Annotated in this window: 23 protein-coding genes; all 23 read left to right on the top strand. The window is 49.5% G+C overall.

The annotated features are described in order from the left end of the window. Positions 1 to 45 precede the first annotated feature (45 nt). The 23 genes from KCG43_RS11375 (at position 46) to KCG43_RS11265 (ending at position 13,341) form a co-directional block, all read left to right on the top strand. Positions 46 to 273 (top strand): hypothetical protein, encoded by a 228-nt coding sequence (locus KCG43_RS11375; RefSeq protein ID WP_218384931.1) that lies wholly within the window; start codon positions 46 to 48, stop codon positions 271 to 273. Continuing rightward, positions 266 to 2,497: a DNA-binding protein gene (locus KCG43_RS11370; protein ID WP_218384930.1), complete on the top strand. Its 2,232-nt coding sequence runs from the start codon at positions 266 to 268 to the stop codon at positions 2,495 to 2,497. Before KCG43_RS11375 ends, KCG43_RS11370 begins: the two co-directional genes overlap by 8 nt. Positions 2,498 to 2,566: 69 nt before the next feature. Next, positions 2,567 to 3,268: an AAA family ATPase gene (locus KCG43_RS11365; RefSeq protein ID WP_218384929.1), complete on the top strand. Its 702-nt coding sequence runs from the start codon at positions 2,567 to 2,569 to the stop codon at positions 3,266 to 3,268. After that, positions 3,246 to 3,785 (top strand): hypothetical protein, encoded by a 540-nt coding sequence (locus tag KCG43_RS11360; RefSeq protein ID WP_218384928.1) that lies wholly within the window; start codon positions 3,246 to 3,248, stop codon positions 3,783 to 3,785. Before KCG43_RS11365 ends, KCG43_RS11360 begins: the two co-directional genes overlap by 23 nt. Further along, positions 3,782 to 4,303, top strand: a complete 522-nt coding sequence (locus KCG43_RS11355) for a helix-turn-helix transcriptional regulator (RefSeq protein ID WP_218384927.1) — start codon at positions 3,782 to 3,784, stop codon at positions 4,301 to 4,303. Before KCG43_RS11360 ends, KCG43_RS11355 begins: the two co-directional genes overlap by 4 nt. Before the next feature lie 67 nt (positions 4,304 to 4,370). Continuing rightward, a complete protein-coding gene (locus tag KCG43_RS11350) occupies positions 4,371 to 4,607 on the top strand; it encodes a hypothetical protein (RefSeq protein ID WP_218384926.1) in 237 nt (78 codons plus the stop codon). Further along, complete coding sequence (locus KCG43_RS11345; RefSeq protein WP_218384923.1) at positions 4,608 to 5,222, top strand: DUF3164 family protein; 615 nt, start codon at positions 4,608 to 4,610, stop codon at positions 5,220 to 5,222. It abuts the gene before it with no gap. A gap of 9 nt (positions 5,223 to 5,231) precedes the next feature. Further along, entirely contained in the window at positions 5,232 to 5,489 is a 258-nt protein-coding gene (locus tag KCG43_RS11340; RefSeq protein WP_218384921.1) for a hypothetical protein, read from the top strand. Beyond that, complete coding sequence (locus KCG43_RS11335; RefSeq protein WP_218384919.1) at positions 5,486 to 5,668, top strand: hypothetical protein; 183 nt, start codon at positions 5,486 to 5,488, stop codon at positions 5,666 to 5,668. The genes KCG43_RS11340 and KCG43_RS11335 overlap by 4 nt, the downstream gene beginning before the upstream one ends. A 66-nt stretch (positions 5,669 to 5,734) precedes the next feature. Next, positions 5,735 to 6,178: a hypothetical protein gene (locus KCG43_RS11330; protein ID WP_218384917.1), complete on the top strand. Its 444-nt coding sequence runs from the start codon at positions 5,735 to 5,737 to the stop codon at positions 6,176 to 6,178. Beyond that, on the top strand, positions 6,171 to 6,752 hold the full coding sequence (locus tag KCG43_RS11325) for a gp16 family protein (RefSeq protein WP_218384914.1): 582 nt from the start codon (positions 6,171 to 6,173) through the stop codon (positions 6,750 to 6,752). Before KCG43_RS11330 ends, KCG43_RS11325 begins: the two co-directional genes overlap by 8 nt. A 220-nt stretch (positions 6,753 to 6,972) precedes the next feature. Next, positions 6,973 to 7,872: a hypothetical protein gene (locus KCG43_RS11320; protein ID WP_218384912.1), complete on the top strand. Its 900-nt coding sequence runs from the start codon at positions 6,973 to 6,975 to the stop codon at positions 7,870 to 7,872. Between the two features lie 125 nt (positions 7,873 to 7,997). Further along, positions 7,998 to 8,420, top strand: coding sequence for a Mor transcription activator family protein (locus KCG43_RS11315; protein ID WP_218384910.1), 423 nt, complete (start codon positions 7,998 to 8,000; stop codon positions 8,418 to 8,420). A gap of 9 nt (positions 8,421 to 8,429) precedes the next feature. Further along, a complete protein-coding gene (locus KCG43_RS11310) occupies positions 8,430 to 8,714 on the top strand; it encodes a hypothetical protein (RefSeq protein WP_218384907.1) in 285 nt (94 codons plus the stop codon). Positions 8,715 to 8,853: 139 nt separating this feature from the next. Next, positions 8,854 to 9,276 (top strand): DUF5675 family protein, encoded by a 423-nt coding sequence (locus tag KCG43_RS11305; protein ID WP_218384905.1) that lies wholly within the window; start codon positions 8,854 to 8,856, stop codon positions 9,274 to 9,276. Next, a complete protein-coding gene (locus tag KCG43_RS11300; RefSeq protein ID WP_218384903.1) occupies positions 9,276 to 9,536 on the top strand; it encodes a hypothetical protein in 261 nt (86 codons plus the stop codon). The genes KCG43_RS11305 and KCG43_RS11300 overlap by 1 nt, the downstream gene beginning before the upstream one ends. Continuing rightward, a complete protein-coding gene (locus tag KCG43_RS11295; protein WP_218384901.1) occupies positions 9,536 to 10,168 on the top strand; it encodes a hypothetical protein in 633 nt (210 codons plus the stop codon). The genes KCG43_RS11300 and KCG43_RS11295 overlap by 1 nt, the downstream gene beginning before the upstream one ends. After that, entirely contained in the window at positions 10,165 to 10,386 is a 222-nt protein-coding gene (locus KCG43_RS11290) for a TraR/DksA C4-type zinc finger protein (RefSeq protein WP_218384899.1), read from the top strand. The genes KCG43_RS11295 and KCG43_RS11290 overlap by 4 nt, the downstream gene beginning before the upstream one ends. Next, entirely contained in the window at positions 10,383 to 10,697 is a 315-nt protein-coding gene (locus KCG43_RS11285) for a DUF2730 family protein (protein WP_218384897.1), read from the top strand. Before KCG43_RS11290 ends, KCG43_RS11285 begins: the two co-directional genes overlap by 4 nt. Beyond that, a complete protein-coding gene (locus KCG43_RS11280; protein ID WP_218384895.1) occupies positions 10,697 to 10,993 on the top strand; it encodes an ArsR family transcriptional regulator in 297 nt (98 codons plus the stop codon). Before KCG43_RS11285 ends, KCG43_RS11280 begins: the two co-directional genes overlap by 1 nt. A 10-nt stretch (positions 10,994 to 11,003) precedes the next feature. Beyond that, positions 11,004 to 11,183 carry a hypothetical protein gene (locus tag KCG43_RS11275; RefSeq protein ID WP_218384893.1) on the top strand — a complete coding sequence of 60 codons (180 nt, stop codon included), beginning with the start codon at positions 11,004 to 11,006 and terminating at the stop codon, positions 11,181 to 11,183. Next, the gene (locus tag KCG43_RS11270; protein ID WP_218384891.1) at positions 11,180 to 11,758 is read left to right on the top strand and encodes a DUF3486 family protein; all 579 of its coding nucleotides are present in this window, start codon (positions 11,180 to 11,182) and stop codon (positions 11,756 to 11,758) included. The genes KCG43_RS11275 and KCG43_RS11270 overlap by 4 nt, the downstream gene beginning before the upstream one ends. After that, a complete protein-coding gene (locus KCG43_RS11265; RefSeq protein ID WP_255558006.1) occupies positions 11,755 to 13,341 on the top strand; it encodes a hypothetical protein in 1,587 nt (528 codons plus the stop codon). Before KCG43_RS11270 ends, KCG43_RS11265 begins: the two co-directional genes overlap by 4 nt.

Raw genomic sequence — 13,341 nt, 5'->3', positions numbered from 1 at the left:
CGGGAAACATGCCTAATGCGACACTATGTTACCACGGAGCCAAAAATGGAAATAGAGACAGCATATGAGTTGCAAGGCGCTTTACGCGCTAAAGCTTGGACTGTCCGCTCCTGGGCATTAGCACATGGGTACAACCCCAGAACGGTTTTGCATTGTATCAATGCTTTTGCTCCTGAGAATAAGCGGACACCTCAGAGGGAACTTTCTATCAAAATAATGCGAGATTTATCAAACACTTTAGGTGTTGATTTGCTGAGAGGGTCTGATGAATAAGGAATGGTTTACTGCGCAAGAACTGACAGAAGTGGAAGGTATGCCTTCATCACCATTTTCGATTCGGCGTAAAGCGCAAAAGGAATCCTGGACGTCGAGGAAGAGAGAGACAGGTAAAGGATTTGAGTACCACATCTCAAGTTTTGAGCCATTAATCCAGGCTCAAATCCGCGCAAAAGCGCTTAAATCTGAGTCATTTTCTGATGATGTAACCGCAAAAGCACATCATTTGATGCAGAAAGAAGCGTCAATAACACATCAGGAGTCAAACAAAAAGGCAAGTTCGAAGCTGTCTAATATGACGAGGTTCGCTGCATTGCCAGAGAACAAACAAGCTAAAGCGCATTCAAAGGCTGTGATTGTCCAGGCGATGGACGCATTTCTTGCTCCATTTAAAGGGACGGGATCGCTGACCGAAGCAGAACGCCAGTTTGTGCAGCAATACAACCAGGGCATTTTGCAGTTTGATGCCTCAGTTTATCAGCAGGTGAAGCAGATCAGCTGGCCGTCTTTAAGGCGCTGGAAAAAGGCACTGGATGAACAGGGCATGTTAGGGCTTGTGGGTCACGTTGGTAAGAAAAGTGTGCCGAGCAAAATTGAACAACAGACAGGCATCCAAAACTTTCTGATTGCGGTGATCACTAAGAAGCCGCATTTCGCCAGTAAACCAAACAGGTTGCACGACATGTTGAAGAGTCAGGCCAGTAAATTTCCTGAGTGGGATATACCCAGCCCGTCTTCTATTGGCAGATGGCTTAAACAGTGGCTAAACCAGAACGGTGCTGCATTTGCTTATTTGACAGATCCAGACGGTTATAACAGCAAACACCGTCCGTTATACGCCCGTATGTATCCGTGGCTGACACAACCCAATGATTGTTGGGAATTCGACAGTACACCAACGGATGTGCAGTTGAGAGTCAATGGCAAACTCACACGTTATAGCGTTGTTGCAGCGATAGATGTGTATACCCGAAGAGTGAAATTTATTTTGTCACCAACATCGGATTCAGAGGCGATCTGCTTACTTCTGCGTAAATGTCTGAAAGAGTGGGGGGTACTTAATGAGAATGGTGTAGCTCGAACAGATAACGGCTCGGATTATGTATCCAAGCGAGTCACAGCCATTTTCAACATGCTCAACATTGATGCACAACGAGCTAATGCTTTCAGTGGTTGGGAGAAGCCCTATATAGAACGTTTTTTCAGAACGTTAAGTGAAGGGTTGTTCGAATTACTGCCTGGTTATATCGGCCATAACGTGTCTGACAGGCAAAAAATTGAAGCAGCCAGAGCGTTTGCGAAACGCATTGGCGCAGGGAAAAAGCAGGCTGAAAAAGAAGCGATTGAGCTGGCGTTTTCCCCCGATGAACTTGAAACCATTATCAATGATTGGATTGAGCACGATTACAACCATCGATCTCATTCAGGGGAGGGGATGAACGGCGCTACACCTTTCGAAAAGTTTGCCAACTCAGGTTACAAGCCGCGGTTGGTAAATGATGACCATGCTTTTGATTATTTGCTGAATTATGCAGGAATGAAGACGGTTGTGCGCGGTCAGGTATCTAACCTGGGTATTAAATACAGCGCACCAGCATTGATGAACCCTGAATGGAATGGGCGCAAGGTGCGGGTATTTATCGACCCGACAGATGTAGGACGCTGCACCCTTTACCCTGAGACAGATTGGGGGCAGTACGTTGAAGCTATCAATATAAATCTGGTTGGTCAGGAAATTGATCCGGCTAAGTTCCGAGAGGCAAGGAAGCAGCAGACTAAAACGCTTTCTGACTTCCGCCGAAGTGCGAGAAAGCTGCAGGAAGAGTTTGGCATTGAAACGTTGGCCGCTGAACAACTGGCTGCGAAAAAAGCAGCAGATAACTTGCAGAATCTGACATTGAAAACAGAGCTGACTGACAACCAGGCGCTGAATGCACTAGCTAATGCAGGCCGGAAAAATACTGAGGTTAGCTATACCCCAGAGCAATTGGCAGAACTGGAACAAGCGCGATTAGCGCTGGAAACTCAACAAGCATCGCTAAATGAGCGAAAAGGTTTGCTTATTCGGGATGAGCACGAAAAAGCGACTTATTTGGCTGAACAATCAAATACACGAGAGCTAACAGAGAAGGAGACTGAATTCCTGGAGAACTATATGGACAGTAACCCGTTTAGTAGGCAGCGGGTGGAAGAAATAATGGCGCGTCGCCGCCAAGCATAACGCGCCATCAATGCCTACGAATTATGAACTGTATTAACGTAAAACCGTAAACATAAAGGAAATCTTAGCATGAACCCAATTGTTGCACCTGTTAAAAATGTGATGAAGGCGCAAATCTCGTTCAATCGTCTTCTTTCCCGCCCAATGGGCGTACCTGCAATGGGTCTCTGGCACGGTGATTCTGGCCGAGGCAAAAGTACCACTGCAACCTATGTCTATAACCAGATTCACGGTGTTTATGTCAGCGTCAGGGATGCAGACAGTGTAGCGAGTTTGATGCGTCGTCTGGTCGAAGAGTGCGGTGGCCAGCCGCGCTACGCCAAGAATAAAAACATCGAATACGTCATTGAACATCTCAGCATGAACGAGCTGCCTCTGTTCATTGATGAAGCAGATTATCTGATGGACAAAAAAGAAATGCTGAATACGGTCCGGGATATTTATGATGCCACTGAAGTACCCATGATTTTGATTGGTATGGATCAGATTGCCCGCCGCATTCAATCAAATCGGCAATTCTTTAACCGTATTTCAGAGTGGGTGGAGTTTAAGCCAGCAGATCTGGAAGACGTCAAGGTTGTTGCTAAGTCCATGATTGGCGATGAAATCGTATTGGAAGAAGAGCTGCTGGATCGACTGCGAAAGTCAGCCCATGGCGAAATGCGCCGTATCGTTATCGGGATTAACAAAATCCATAATCTGGCCAAGGTCAATGAGTTAGATCTCGTTACCTCTAAAGACTGGGGCAATGAACCTTTCCACGGCTTCTGACGGGGGCCAGATGACTAAATGCCATAGAGCGTGGACTTATGCGTGCCAGTTCAAAAAGTTTACCGGAAATCAGTTGATTGAAGGGGCTGGCTTGAATGGTACTGGGGTCAGACGTTTACTACGAATGTTGTTGGAAAATCAAAGGATTGAGGTCATAGAGAAGCGGAATAATATGCTTGAATCACTCTATCGCATCATCGATGACACACCTTTGCCAACGGGGAAAAGGCCCAAAAGCAAGCGCCCGCGCGTTCAGCAACGCCTCTGGAATGTATGCCGTATGACCCGCAATTTTAGTTACTTCGAATTGCGAGCATTGGCAGAGGCGGGTGAATCAACAACACGTCGCTTTGTTCGCTGTTTAGTTCGGTCTCGAATTATCCGGCAATTGAAGTCAGAAGATGGTGAGTTTTTTCGTCTGAATGTCGACTTGGGACGGCTTCATCCAATTCCGGTTAAGGGAGGAATGCGCTGCCAGAACAAGGAGAAATTTTACCCTTATCAGGAGGATAAATGAGCTCTGAGGATTGGATTGAAGCGCTGAAGCAAGAGATTGCCAAGCCAGGACGTTCCCAAAATCAGGTTGCGTTGGAATTGGGGGTGAGTTCTTCAAAGCTTAGCCAGGTGTTAAGAGGTATTTACCCTGGCCAGGTTGAGGACTTAAAAATCGCGGTTGAAGGTAAGTACATGGCGAAAACAGTTGTCTGCCCAATTAAGGGTGAGATTGCAGTTGATGTCTGTAAAGCCTTTCAAAAGCAGCCTTTTTCTTCAGCAAACCGTGAAAGAGTTCGTCTTTACCGGGCGTGTCGAAGCGGTTGCCCGCATTCGTCGCTGACAAATAAACAACAAGGTCAGCGAATCGAAGTACAGCAGGTCGAAGTGCAGTATTACGCGCTGGATGAACAGCGTGCCTTTATCAATCGTGCTTCTGGTGGCGATTTGGAAAAGAAGTTGGCTCTGTATGACAAAGAACTCGAACGTTTGGCTGTGAAATATAACCAGTTGCTGTGGGCTAAAAACAACAGCAAACAATAACCCCTGTGAATCGGCAGCCAGGTAAATAAAGGAAGACACTGGCTGCATCACGGACGGAGGAATTCTCATGAAACAACATTTGAATCCGAAATACCAGGCCCAGCGCCTGCTCAGTAAATTACAACGCCTGAACTGCAAAGTGCTGAAAACCACAGAGAAACCGAACGCATTAATGGTTCACATTGATGCGCCAACACCAGAGCTGGCGCGACACAGTATCGAAATAACTGAAAAAGTGAATGGGTTGCAGCGCCGTATTCGTGCCGCCCGTATTTCAGGTTGCTGCATTATGTGGGAGGCATAAATGGAACAGCAAACTATTCCGACGGGTTACCGTTTAAACGCTCAGGGCCACATGGTGCCTGAAAGCCAGATTCGCGACATCGACAAGCTGCGCGATGACCTGGTGAAAGACATTATTTCTGCTGCCCGTGAGGAGCAACAGCGTCTGTCTACATTCAAAGTCAGCGCCATGAACCAGGTGACGGACTTTGTTGACCTGTCAGCCGAAGAGTATGGCGTTGAATACGGCGGCACCAAAGGAAACGTCACCCTCACCAGCTTCGATGGCCGTTATAAGCTGATTCGTGCCAAAGGTGAACACCGCATCTTCGATGAGCGCATTCAGGCTGCGAAAGCCAAGATTGATGAATGTATCGCTCGCTGGTCTGAAGGTTCCACCGACCAGATAAAGGCGCTGGTTGATCATGCATTTCGCGTGAACAAGCAGGGCCGGATTGACGTGAACCAGGTGCTGGGCTTGCGTCAGTTGGACATCGACGATTCAGACTGGGTGGAAGCCATGGATGCCATTGCTGATTCGATTCAAGTCACCGGCACCAGTGCGTATCTGCGTTTGTACGAGCGCCAGCCAGACGGCAGTTATAAGCAAATACCTTTAGACATCAGCAAGCTGTGAGGGGGAGATATGGATATCACGCACAAAGTCGCCCCAGCACTTCACAGGGGAAAACTGAAAAAGGTCGATATCGAAACCAGCGAAGACCGAATGGCCTTCTTTGAGCGCAGTGTAATGGAGCGCTGCACCCCGGAGCGATTGCTGGAAATGCTGCACACCGCTCAGCGGTACAGCGATGAAGCCAACCGGCTGCACAGCCAGGGCATCATCGAATCCATGCAGTATCTGCTGGGAATGTCGAACGTTCCGCCGGGAGGTGCGAAATGACAAGGCAATACGTCAGCCCACACTCGCTGGACGCTATCGACCAGGAAATCGACAAGGCCGAAACCATCATCAGCATGATGGGCACCGCCAACCAGGACCAGAGCTACGAACAAGGCATCATTGATGCGCTGCTCTGGGTTCAGGGTCGAATTCCGCCACCTGCGGATATCACCCTGTAACCGCAATGAATCACCACGGCCCCCAAGTGGGGCCTTTTTTACACCTGATTTCAGGGAAAACCCCACATGATAAGTAAAGAAACGTGGCAAAAAATTGAGGAAGAGCTGGCCCAGATTTGGGTACAAACTGAATTTGAATATCAGGGCTTCAAATTGTCTGTTGTTCGGGAACGACATGGTGAAGGTAAGCTGGTTTTGACTGTGTATATCGATGATGTCATCAAAGCCAGTTGGGCAACAGAGAATGAGGGGAGACCATACATCGTTCCAGACGTATGGCGTGTTCGCTCAAAAGCATATTATTCGCCAGCGAAAGTGAAAAAAATTGAAAAGGATTTTGGTAAAAAGCAGGCAAAGAAATACCTTCCGAACTTACATGAACGATACTCCTGGCACGAACCCTATTTTCCTAAAGCATCAATCCTGGTGCGGCAATTCAAAAAATTAAAAGGTCTGAAGCTGATGGAGAAAAGGCCGGAAATTGCATCGAGTGAGGTGGTAAATGAATAACCGCAACCGTCTGATTCAACTCATCCACGTCGGCAAGCGCGAACTGGGCCTGGATGACGATACCTACCGCGCCATGCTGGAAAACGTTACGGGCAAAACCAGCTGCAGCAAGATGAACATTCAGCAACTGGAGTTGGTGCTGGCCAGCATGGAGAAGCAGGGCTTTAAACGCCAGGTAAACGGTAAGCAAACCACGTTTAAAAAGCGTTTAAGTCCTAAAGCCGGGCGTGCAAAACACGGTGAAATTGATGTGATTCGTGCAATGTGGATCACCATGGCCAAACATGGCATCGTCCGCGATGGTTCTGAAACTGCGCTGGACGCCTACGTACGCCGTATGACAAACCGCAATAAGGGGCAAGGTGTGGATACCGTTGCTTGGTGTAGTCACGACCAGGCATATCAGGTGCTGGAGTCGTTGAAATCCTGGCACCGGCGCGAAATGATTGAGCAATTGAAAGCCAAAGGCTGGACGGTGCCGATGAACAAGGCTGGTACTGACACTGCGGGCTATGATGCAGTACTGGAAGCGTTTCAGTTTATGACTCGCAAACTTTCTGAAATGAATCAATAAACCGGTCAGTTGATTCGATGCGTACCGCATTAAGTCTCTGATGTTTAATGGGTTGGTTGCGGTTAGTTACTTTTGCGAGCAATCTGCATCCGACACATCAGGGAAATGAACCTTGATGATTACATAGTTCCTACTTTGATGTTTAACCGCCTCCGGGCGGTTTTTTTATGCTTTAAATTTCTATATTCTCATTTTAATTGAAGCAAGCTGAGATTTGGTCATGAGGAAGGTTTTACGTTTTCTAGCGCTTAACCCAGAGTCGGGATTGGGTAGTCAAATACTGTTTTGGATAGCTATACTAGCACCCATAGCTGCGGCGGCTGGGTTCAGTTTACCAATCTGGGTTGATTACGAACTGACCTTTAATGCAAAGGCATATAATTATTTTCTTGAACTTAGTAAACTTCCGTTAGGTATTGCAGCGTTATCTATTCCGTTAGGTGTATTAGTTGCACGAATGCATGGTACTAAGCAGACAGCCAAGCAGATAGCTGAAACGATGCAAGATAACAAAATAAAGCTGTTCCTATCCCATTATGGGTATTTTTGCAACTTTGTAGAAAAGAATGAAGAGTTCATTCTTGATAAACATAATCTGGATCGTAATAAATGGAGGATATTACAAATATCTCTCTATCATAAAATGTACCCAGGTTCTAGTATCAGAAATGGTGTTAATGGAAGCGAATATAAGTTTTTAAAAGGCCTTATGAGCCAAATAGAAACTACTGCATCTAGTTTGCTTATAGCTATAGAATCTACAAAGGTTGATGAAGATAGTGTAAGTCATATAGAAGTTAGAGAACAATATCTTAAGCTTCTTGCCAGTCATAACGAAAATGTTAATTCCTTACTCCGTTTTCTTTGCTTGTCAGAAAGTGTGATTATTGACAATAATAAAAGTCCACTTTCATGGAGTTTAGAAGATCAGTTGCGCATATTGTACTTTTCCATCGATTGGTATTTGGCTCTTTTTGCATTTTCTGAAAATGTTGATGCTGCAGATCTCAATACAAATATTGCGACTATTGGTATGAAGATTACATCTATCGTAGATATGCTTAAGCATCCGAATACTGTCGTTCGGAAGTTGCATGCAACGCCTCCCTCATTCTTTTAAGCACATTAAACACCTACAACCCTTGCCCCACCTGGCCTCAAGGCCATTTCCCACCCAAAGTGGGAAATGAAAAATTGACAGGGATCTCTGGCTGGTTTGAAATTAGCTGTATAAAAGATCAGCTTATGGAGCCAGCCATGCCAGCCGCGCAGCAAACCGACATGTTCAGTAATGATGCTCTCGACCCAGCGTTGCTGGATCATCTTTCCCATTTACCCGAAGAAGCCCATGCCTGGCCTACCATCCTGCTTGAGCTCCATGGTGTGATTTTAGAGCGCCTGAAGAAACGCGGTATTGACGCCCCGGAACTGGCTCTGGAAACCGTACTGGATATTGGTGAGTACATGGGCGGCATGCAGGTATATCTGCCCCGTGGCGACCGCCTGCGCCTGCAGATTCGCGACATGAAAATATGGAATGAATTCAATGGCCGCAACGTTAAAACCCTGGCTCGTAAATATGACGTAACCGAAAAAACCATTTACGAAGTATGTGCTAAGATGCGTAAGCTAGAAATTGCTAAACGACAACCGGATTTGTTTGGTTAGGGAGGGACGATGACATTCGGGCAGGCTGTAGAAGTAACACTGAAATTACTGATCGGTTTATTAGGCATGGCTTTCTGGCTGTGCCTAACTTTCTTTATTTGGGGTATGTTTAATGGTTTCAATTGGGATGTGTGGCAGTTTGCAGCTGGTGCAGGAAAAGTCATTCTGATTGTTGGTTGTATTGCCTGGGTGATCTATAAAATTGTGAATCGTAAAAAGCATGAAGAACCACCGTCACCTTACGCGCTCTCGGAAGAAGAGAAAGAGCACAATAAAAACCAATGGTTATCCTAAGCTCAATTTACCGTTAGAAGCCCCGCCACCGGGGCTTTTTTAATGACTTCTATTTAGAAACAGTAACTCCCGTAAATCCGCCCCAATCACCTAATCCCCATACCCTGACAGAAATCCACAACACAAGGTTTCTGTCATTATGAAAACGCTCACGCTTCGCCGCCGCTACTTCTCACATGGTGTTTTTTCAACCCTGCATGACGATAGCGGCCATCCCATTTGTGATGTCATTGAACGCGCCTGGCTGAACAACCAGCCTCGTGTCAGTTGCATTCCTGAAGGCACTTACGATCTGCTGCCCCACAACAGCCCTCGCTTTGGTGAGTGCTATGCCCTGGAAATGCCGTCCCTCGGCGTAACCCGCTACGGCCCCAGCCAGCGTACCCACATTCTCATTCACCCGGCCAACACGGTTTCAGAACTGGAAGGCTGCCTGGCACCTGGCTCTGAATTTGGTGTGGTCAATGGCCAATGGGGCGTGCTGGATTCCCGCGCTGCGTTCACTGTGCTGATGGACTATCTGGACGGCGAAGAAGCCCGCCTGGAAATCGTGAAAGACTGATGTCGTTTATCGCCCAATACCCGGAACTCAAGAACAAGCGCTGGAAATCCATTTTTATGGAAGGCCGGGCAACACGCATTAAGGCTGAACTGGCACAGGCTATGCCCAGTCAGCTGCCGTTGTTCAGCCACGATGCCACCTATCAAAGCTTGTTTGAAAAGGGCTGGCGAAGCGTCACTCCAGTCGACGTGGAATACCAGCGCCAAAAACGAAACCGGCAGCTCAACGCCCGGATTCAAGAAATCAAAGGAGATGCCTGATGGCCCTTGCCACTATTGCAACTGTTGCCACCCTGGCCGCTGAGTTTGGACCTGCCGTGCTGCGGGGCATCGGCTCGCTGTTTGGCGGTAAAACCCAAGATGTCGCCCTCGACCTGGCGAACGTGGTCGAGCATGTTGAGAACAGCATCAAAGACCCGGCCCAGAAAGAGCAGAAAATCCAGCAGTTGGTCAGCCAACTCCCGCCAGAGGCACTGGTCGAGCTGGAGACAATCAAGGTCGAGTTGGAGCGCGAACACAACCGCCGCCTGGAACTGCAGCTCAACGATGCGCAGGCCGAGCACCACGAAACCCAAACCACTATTCGTGCCGGTGATGTCGCAGAAGATGAATACGTGCGCCAGACCCGTCCCAAAGGGGCGCGTGTCTCGCTCTATGCCTCCATTGGTTACGTGTTTCTGTTCGATCTGTTGAGCGCTTTTGATAAAGGGACAGGCGCTAATTTTGAAATCGCAGGCATGTTGATTGCCCCGTTCCTTACTTACATGGGCTGGCGTGAGTTGGGCAAACGAACTCAGGCCAAATACGGCACACAGCTTACCATTCAAGGTGCGGTTAAACAGGGTTTAAACACCCTGAAAACCCTGCCTGGTGCCGTGCGGGGTAACCGATGACCGATGTGTGCGACCGTGCTGCAGAAACCAGCGAGCTGTTCTGGCAAGCAGCGTTATCTACCCACCAGAAGAAACCCGCCGAACAACCGGACCAGGACGAAAACGGAAACCGCTATTGCCTGAGCTGTGGCGTGTTAATCCCGCCGCAGCGGGTGGCAGTTGTGCCAGCCTGTGTGCGCTGTATCGACTGCCAGCAGCTGAAGGAGGCACAGCGATGAGTGAAAACACGTTGGAATTAATCCGAACGTTTACCCCTTGGATGCTGGCCTTGTTCTCTTTGCTTTGGCTGGTTGTGGTGTTCGTTTTCAAAAAGACCTACGCCCGAAAAGACGATATCGACATCTTACGCCGTGATCACGAATCCCTGGTGCAGAAGGTGGCCAACCTGCCAGACCATGAAGAAGTTGCCGATCTCAAACTTAGCATTGAACGGCTCCGGGGCGACATCAAGGAGATTCGCCCCAAGTTGGATGGGCTCGATCGCATCAGCAACTTACTGCTTGAAAACGAACTGAAGGAAAAGAACTGATGGCACTACAGGAACTTCTGCAGCAAGACCGCCGCCTGGTGGTGCTGCGCATCTTAAACGAGTCACCGGGCTATGAGTCGAACGACTCCATCTTAGATTCCGGCCTGGGTGCCTATGGCCATAACGTCAGCCGCGACTTAGTCCGTGCGGAACTGTACTGGCTGCAGGAACAGGGACTGATCACCTTGCGCGATGTCGCCAGCACGGTCGTTGCCAAAATTACCCAGCGCGGTATCGATGTGGCCACTGGCCAGGCGACCCATCCGGGAGTGAAACGCCCACGCCCTGGCGAATAAGGAGCACTGCATGAAATATCTCTTTCTCGTGGTTTGGGCACTGCTGGATCTGTTTCTGTTCTGGTTGGCCTGCACTGTGGTGTGCTCGCAGCAGGATGTCCGTCGCCGTTCCTGGTGTAAGCGCTGGCTGGTGCGCTGGCGTCGTTGCCACCGCCGCGTGATTGTCTGGTGGCGGGAGCGTTTTCTATGACCGAGCAAAAGCATACTAAGCGCCGACCGTCCAAAGTCGACCAGTTGCCGGATGACATCAAAACTCAGCTTAACATTCTGCTGCGCGAGGGCCGGATGACCCAACAGGACATCCGGGCGCAAATTAATGCACTGATTGATGAATACGGCCTGCCGGATGATGCCAAGTTAAGCCGTAACGGACTAAGTCGCTATAGCCAAACCTTTCATGACCGCATGGCCCATTATCAGCAGGCGCAGCAACTCACCCAACAATGGGTGCAACAGTTTGGCGAAATGCCGCAAACCGACATTGCCCGCGCACTGATTGAAATCGGCAAGAGTCAGATTTTTGATTTCCAGATGAAAGCCCTGGAAGAGGATGAAACGCTGGACCCTAAAACCATGGGGCATCTGGCGTTAGCCATCAAACGCCTGCAGGAAGCGCAGACCGGCAGCGTGAAACTGGAGAAAGAGATCCGCAAGCAGGCCATGGAAGAAGCTGCTACCACTGCAGAGCAGACCGCCAAAAGCCTGGGACTGACCAGCGAAGGGGCGAAGACCATCCGCAACCAAATTTTGGGGCTGTCGTCATGATGAACACGGAACGCTCTCCCATCGCCAAGACAGTGTCACATCTGCATTACCAGTACGACCCGGACGAGGTGTTGCTGCCGTATCAGAAATACTGGATTGAAGATGATTCCCAGCTCAAGCTGGCGGAAAAATCCCGCCGGACCGGTATCACCTGGGCGGAAGCCTGCGACGCTGCGCTGACCACATCGAAAAGCAAGGGCCACGGCGGCTGTCATCACTTTTATGTCGGCTCTAACAAGGAGATGGCGCGCGAGTTTATTGACGCCGTGGCCATGTGGGCCAAGGCGTTCGATAAGGTGGCTGGCGAGATTTGTGAAGAGGTGGTCGAAGACGAAGACAAGGACATACTCACCTATGTCATTTACTTCGCCTCTGGCTTCAAGGTGCAGGCGCTCAGTTCGAACCCGTCCAACCTGCGCGGGATGCAGGGTAATGTCACTATCGACGAAGCAGCATTCCATGAACGCTTGGCTGAGGTACTGAAAGCGGCCCTGGCTTTGACCATGTGGGGCTGCAAGGTTCGCCTGATTTCCACCCACAACGGCGCGGAAAATCTGTTCAATGAATTGATCCAGCAAAGCCGCGCCGGCAAGAAAGATTACAGCATACACACCATCACCCTGGCCGATGCCTGCAAAGATGGTTTGTACAAGCGGATTTGCCAGGTCAGTGGTCAGGTGTGGAGTCAGGAAGCAGAGGATGCCTGGGTTGCCGGGTTGCTCAAAGCCACTGCTACCGAAGAAGACGCCCTGGAAGAATACTTCTGTGTGCCAAAGTCCGGCTCCGGGGTGTATATCCCGCGCTCATATCGCGAGCGTGCAGCGGTGCTGGTTGATCCAGAAAAGAATCAGGTGGTGCGTTTTAACGGCACGGCTGAATTCAATGCCCTGCCAGAACGCCTGCGCGAACTGGAAATGAAAGAATGGCTGGAACTGAATGTCCAATCGCTGTTGGATGCGCTCCCCAAGACCAAGCGCCATACCCTGGGGGAAGACTTTGCCCGCAGCGGAGATCTGACTGTATTCGCCCCCTGCACCGTGCAGCCAGATACCCGCCGCGATATTCCGTTCCTGGTCGAACTGTTTAACACGCCCTTTAAACAGCAGGAGCAGGTGCTGTATTTCATTGCCGATCGACTGCCGCGTCGGGATGGTATCAAGCTCGACGGCCGGGGCAACGGTGAGTACCTGGCTGAACAGGCGGTCTACAGATACGGCGCAGAGGTGGAAAAGGTGATGCTCTCCACCGCCTATTACCGCGAGAACATGCCGCGATTCAAAGCGGCCTTTGAAGATGATGAACTGCGGATGCCCAAGAACGAGGATGTGATCAATGATTTTTCGTCGATTCAAATCATCCGGGGCGTGCCATCGATTGACGACACCCGCACCAAATCTGCCAGCGGTGGCCAGCGCCATGGTGACTCGGCCATTGCCATCTTCCTGGCGTATCTGGCATCAAAAGAAGAATGCCGCCGCTATGAAGTGCACCGCATCAAAGCATCCAACGGCCAGGGCGATGCCAGCCGCCGACAAATGAAGCTGACCCGTGGTTTCAAAGCCATGAAAGGCGGACTACTCTGA

This window comes from Photobacterium sp. WH24 (assembly GCF_019204055.1).
Lineage (GTDB): Bacteria > Pseudomonadota > Gammaproteobacteria > Enterobacterales > Vibrionaceae > Photobacterium > Photobacterium arenosum.
The sequence above is the reverse complement of the archived record's forward strand: the minus strand, read 5'-3'. Positions and strand labels throughout refer to the sequence as shown.

Coding starts and splice junctions, on each gene's coding strand:
- KCG43_RS11330 (WP_218384917.1), top strand. CDS start 5,735: ATGATAAGTAAAGAAACGTGGCAAAAAATTGAGGAAGAGCTGGCCCAG.
- KCG43_RS11375 (WP_218384931.1), top strand. CDS start 46: ATGGAAATAGAGACAGCATATGAGTTGCAAGGCGCTTTACGCGCTAAA.
- KCG43_RS11270 (WP_218384891.1), top strand. CDS start 11,180: ATGACCGAGCAAAAGCATACTAAGCGCCGACCGTCCAAAGTCGACCAG.
- KCG43_RS11365 (WP_218384929.1), top strand. CDS start 2,567: ATGAACCCAATTGTTGCACCTGTTAAAAATGTGATGAAGGCGCAAATC.
- KCG43_RS11310 (WP_218384907.1), top strand. CDS start 8,430: ATGACATTCGGGCAGGCTGTAGAAGTAACACTGAAATTACTGATCGGT.
- KCG43_RS11335 (WP_218384919.1), top strand. CDS start 5,486: ATGACAAGGCAATACGTCAGCCCACACTCGCTGGACGCTATCGACCAG.
- KCG43_RS11265 (WP_255558006.1), top strand. CDS start 11,755: ATGATGAACACGGAACGCTCTCCCATCGCCAAGACAGTGTCACATCTG.
- KCG43_RS11315 (WP_218384910.1), top strand. CDS start 7,998: ATGGAGCCAGCCATGCCAGCCGCGCAGCAAACCGACATGTTCAGTAAT.
- KCG43_RS11355 (WP_218384927.1), top strand. CDS start 3,782: ATGAGCTCTGAGGATTGGATTGAAGCGCTGAAGCAAGAGATTGCCAAG.
- KCG43_RS11305 (WP_218384905.1), top strand. CDS start 8,854: ATGAAAACGCTCACGCTTCGCCGCCGCTACTTCTCACATGGTGTTTTT.
- KCG43_RS11275 (WP_218384893.1), top strand. CDS start 11,004: ATGAAATATCTCTTTCTCGTGGTTTGGGCACTGCTGGATCTGTTTCTG.
- KCG43_RS11340 (WP_218384921.1), top strand. CDS start 5,232: ATGGATATCACGCACAAAGTCGCCCCAGCACTTCACAGGGGAAAACTG.
- KCG43_RS11300 (WP_218384903.1), top strand. CDS start 9,276: ATGTCGTTTATCGCCCAATACCCGGAACTCAAGAACAAGCGCTGGAAA.
- KCG43_RS11290 (WP_218384899.1), top strand. CDS start 10,165: ATGACCGATGTGTGCGACCGTGCTGCAGAAACCAGCGAGCTGTTCTGG.
- KCG43_RS11280 (WP_218384895.1), top strand. CDS start 10,697: ATGGCACTACAGGAACTTCTGCAGCAAGACCGCCGCCTGGTGGTGCTG.
- KCG43_RS11370 (WP_218384930.1), top strand. CDS start 266: ATGAATAAGGAATGGTTTACTGCGCAAGAACTGACAGAAGTGGAAGGT.
- KCG43_RS11360 (WP_218384928.1), top strand. CDS start 3,246: ATGAACCTTTCCACGGCTTCTGACGGGGGCCAGATGACTAAATGCCAT.
- KCG43_RS11320 (WP_218384912.1), top strand. CDS start 6,973: ATGAGGAAGGTTTTACGTTTTCTAGCGCTTAACCCAGAGTCGGGATTG.
- KCG43_RS11325 (WP_218384914.1), top strand. CDS start 6,171: ATGAATAACCGCAACCGTCTGATTCAACTCATCCACGTCGGCAAGCGC.
- KCG43_RS11345 (WP_218384923.1), top strand. CDS start 4,608: ATGGAACAGCAAACTATTCCGACGGGTTACCGTTTAAACGCTCAGGGC.
- KCG43_RS11295 (WP_218384901.1), top strand. CDS start 9,536: ATGGCCCTTGCCACTATTGCAACTGTTGCCACCCTGGCCGCTGAGTTT.
- KCG43_RS11350 (WP_218384926.1), top strand. CDS start 4,371: ATGAAACAACATTTGAATCCGAAATACCAGGCCCAGCGCCTGCTCAGT.
- KCG43_RS11285 (WP_218384897.1), top strand. CDS start 10,383: ATGAGTGAAAACACGTTGGAATTAATCCGAACGTTTACCCCTTGGATG.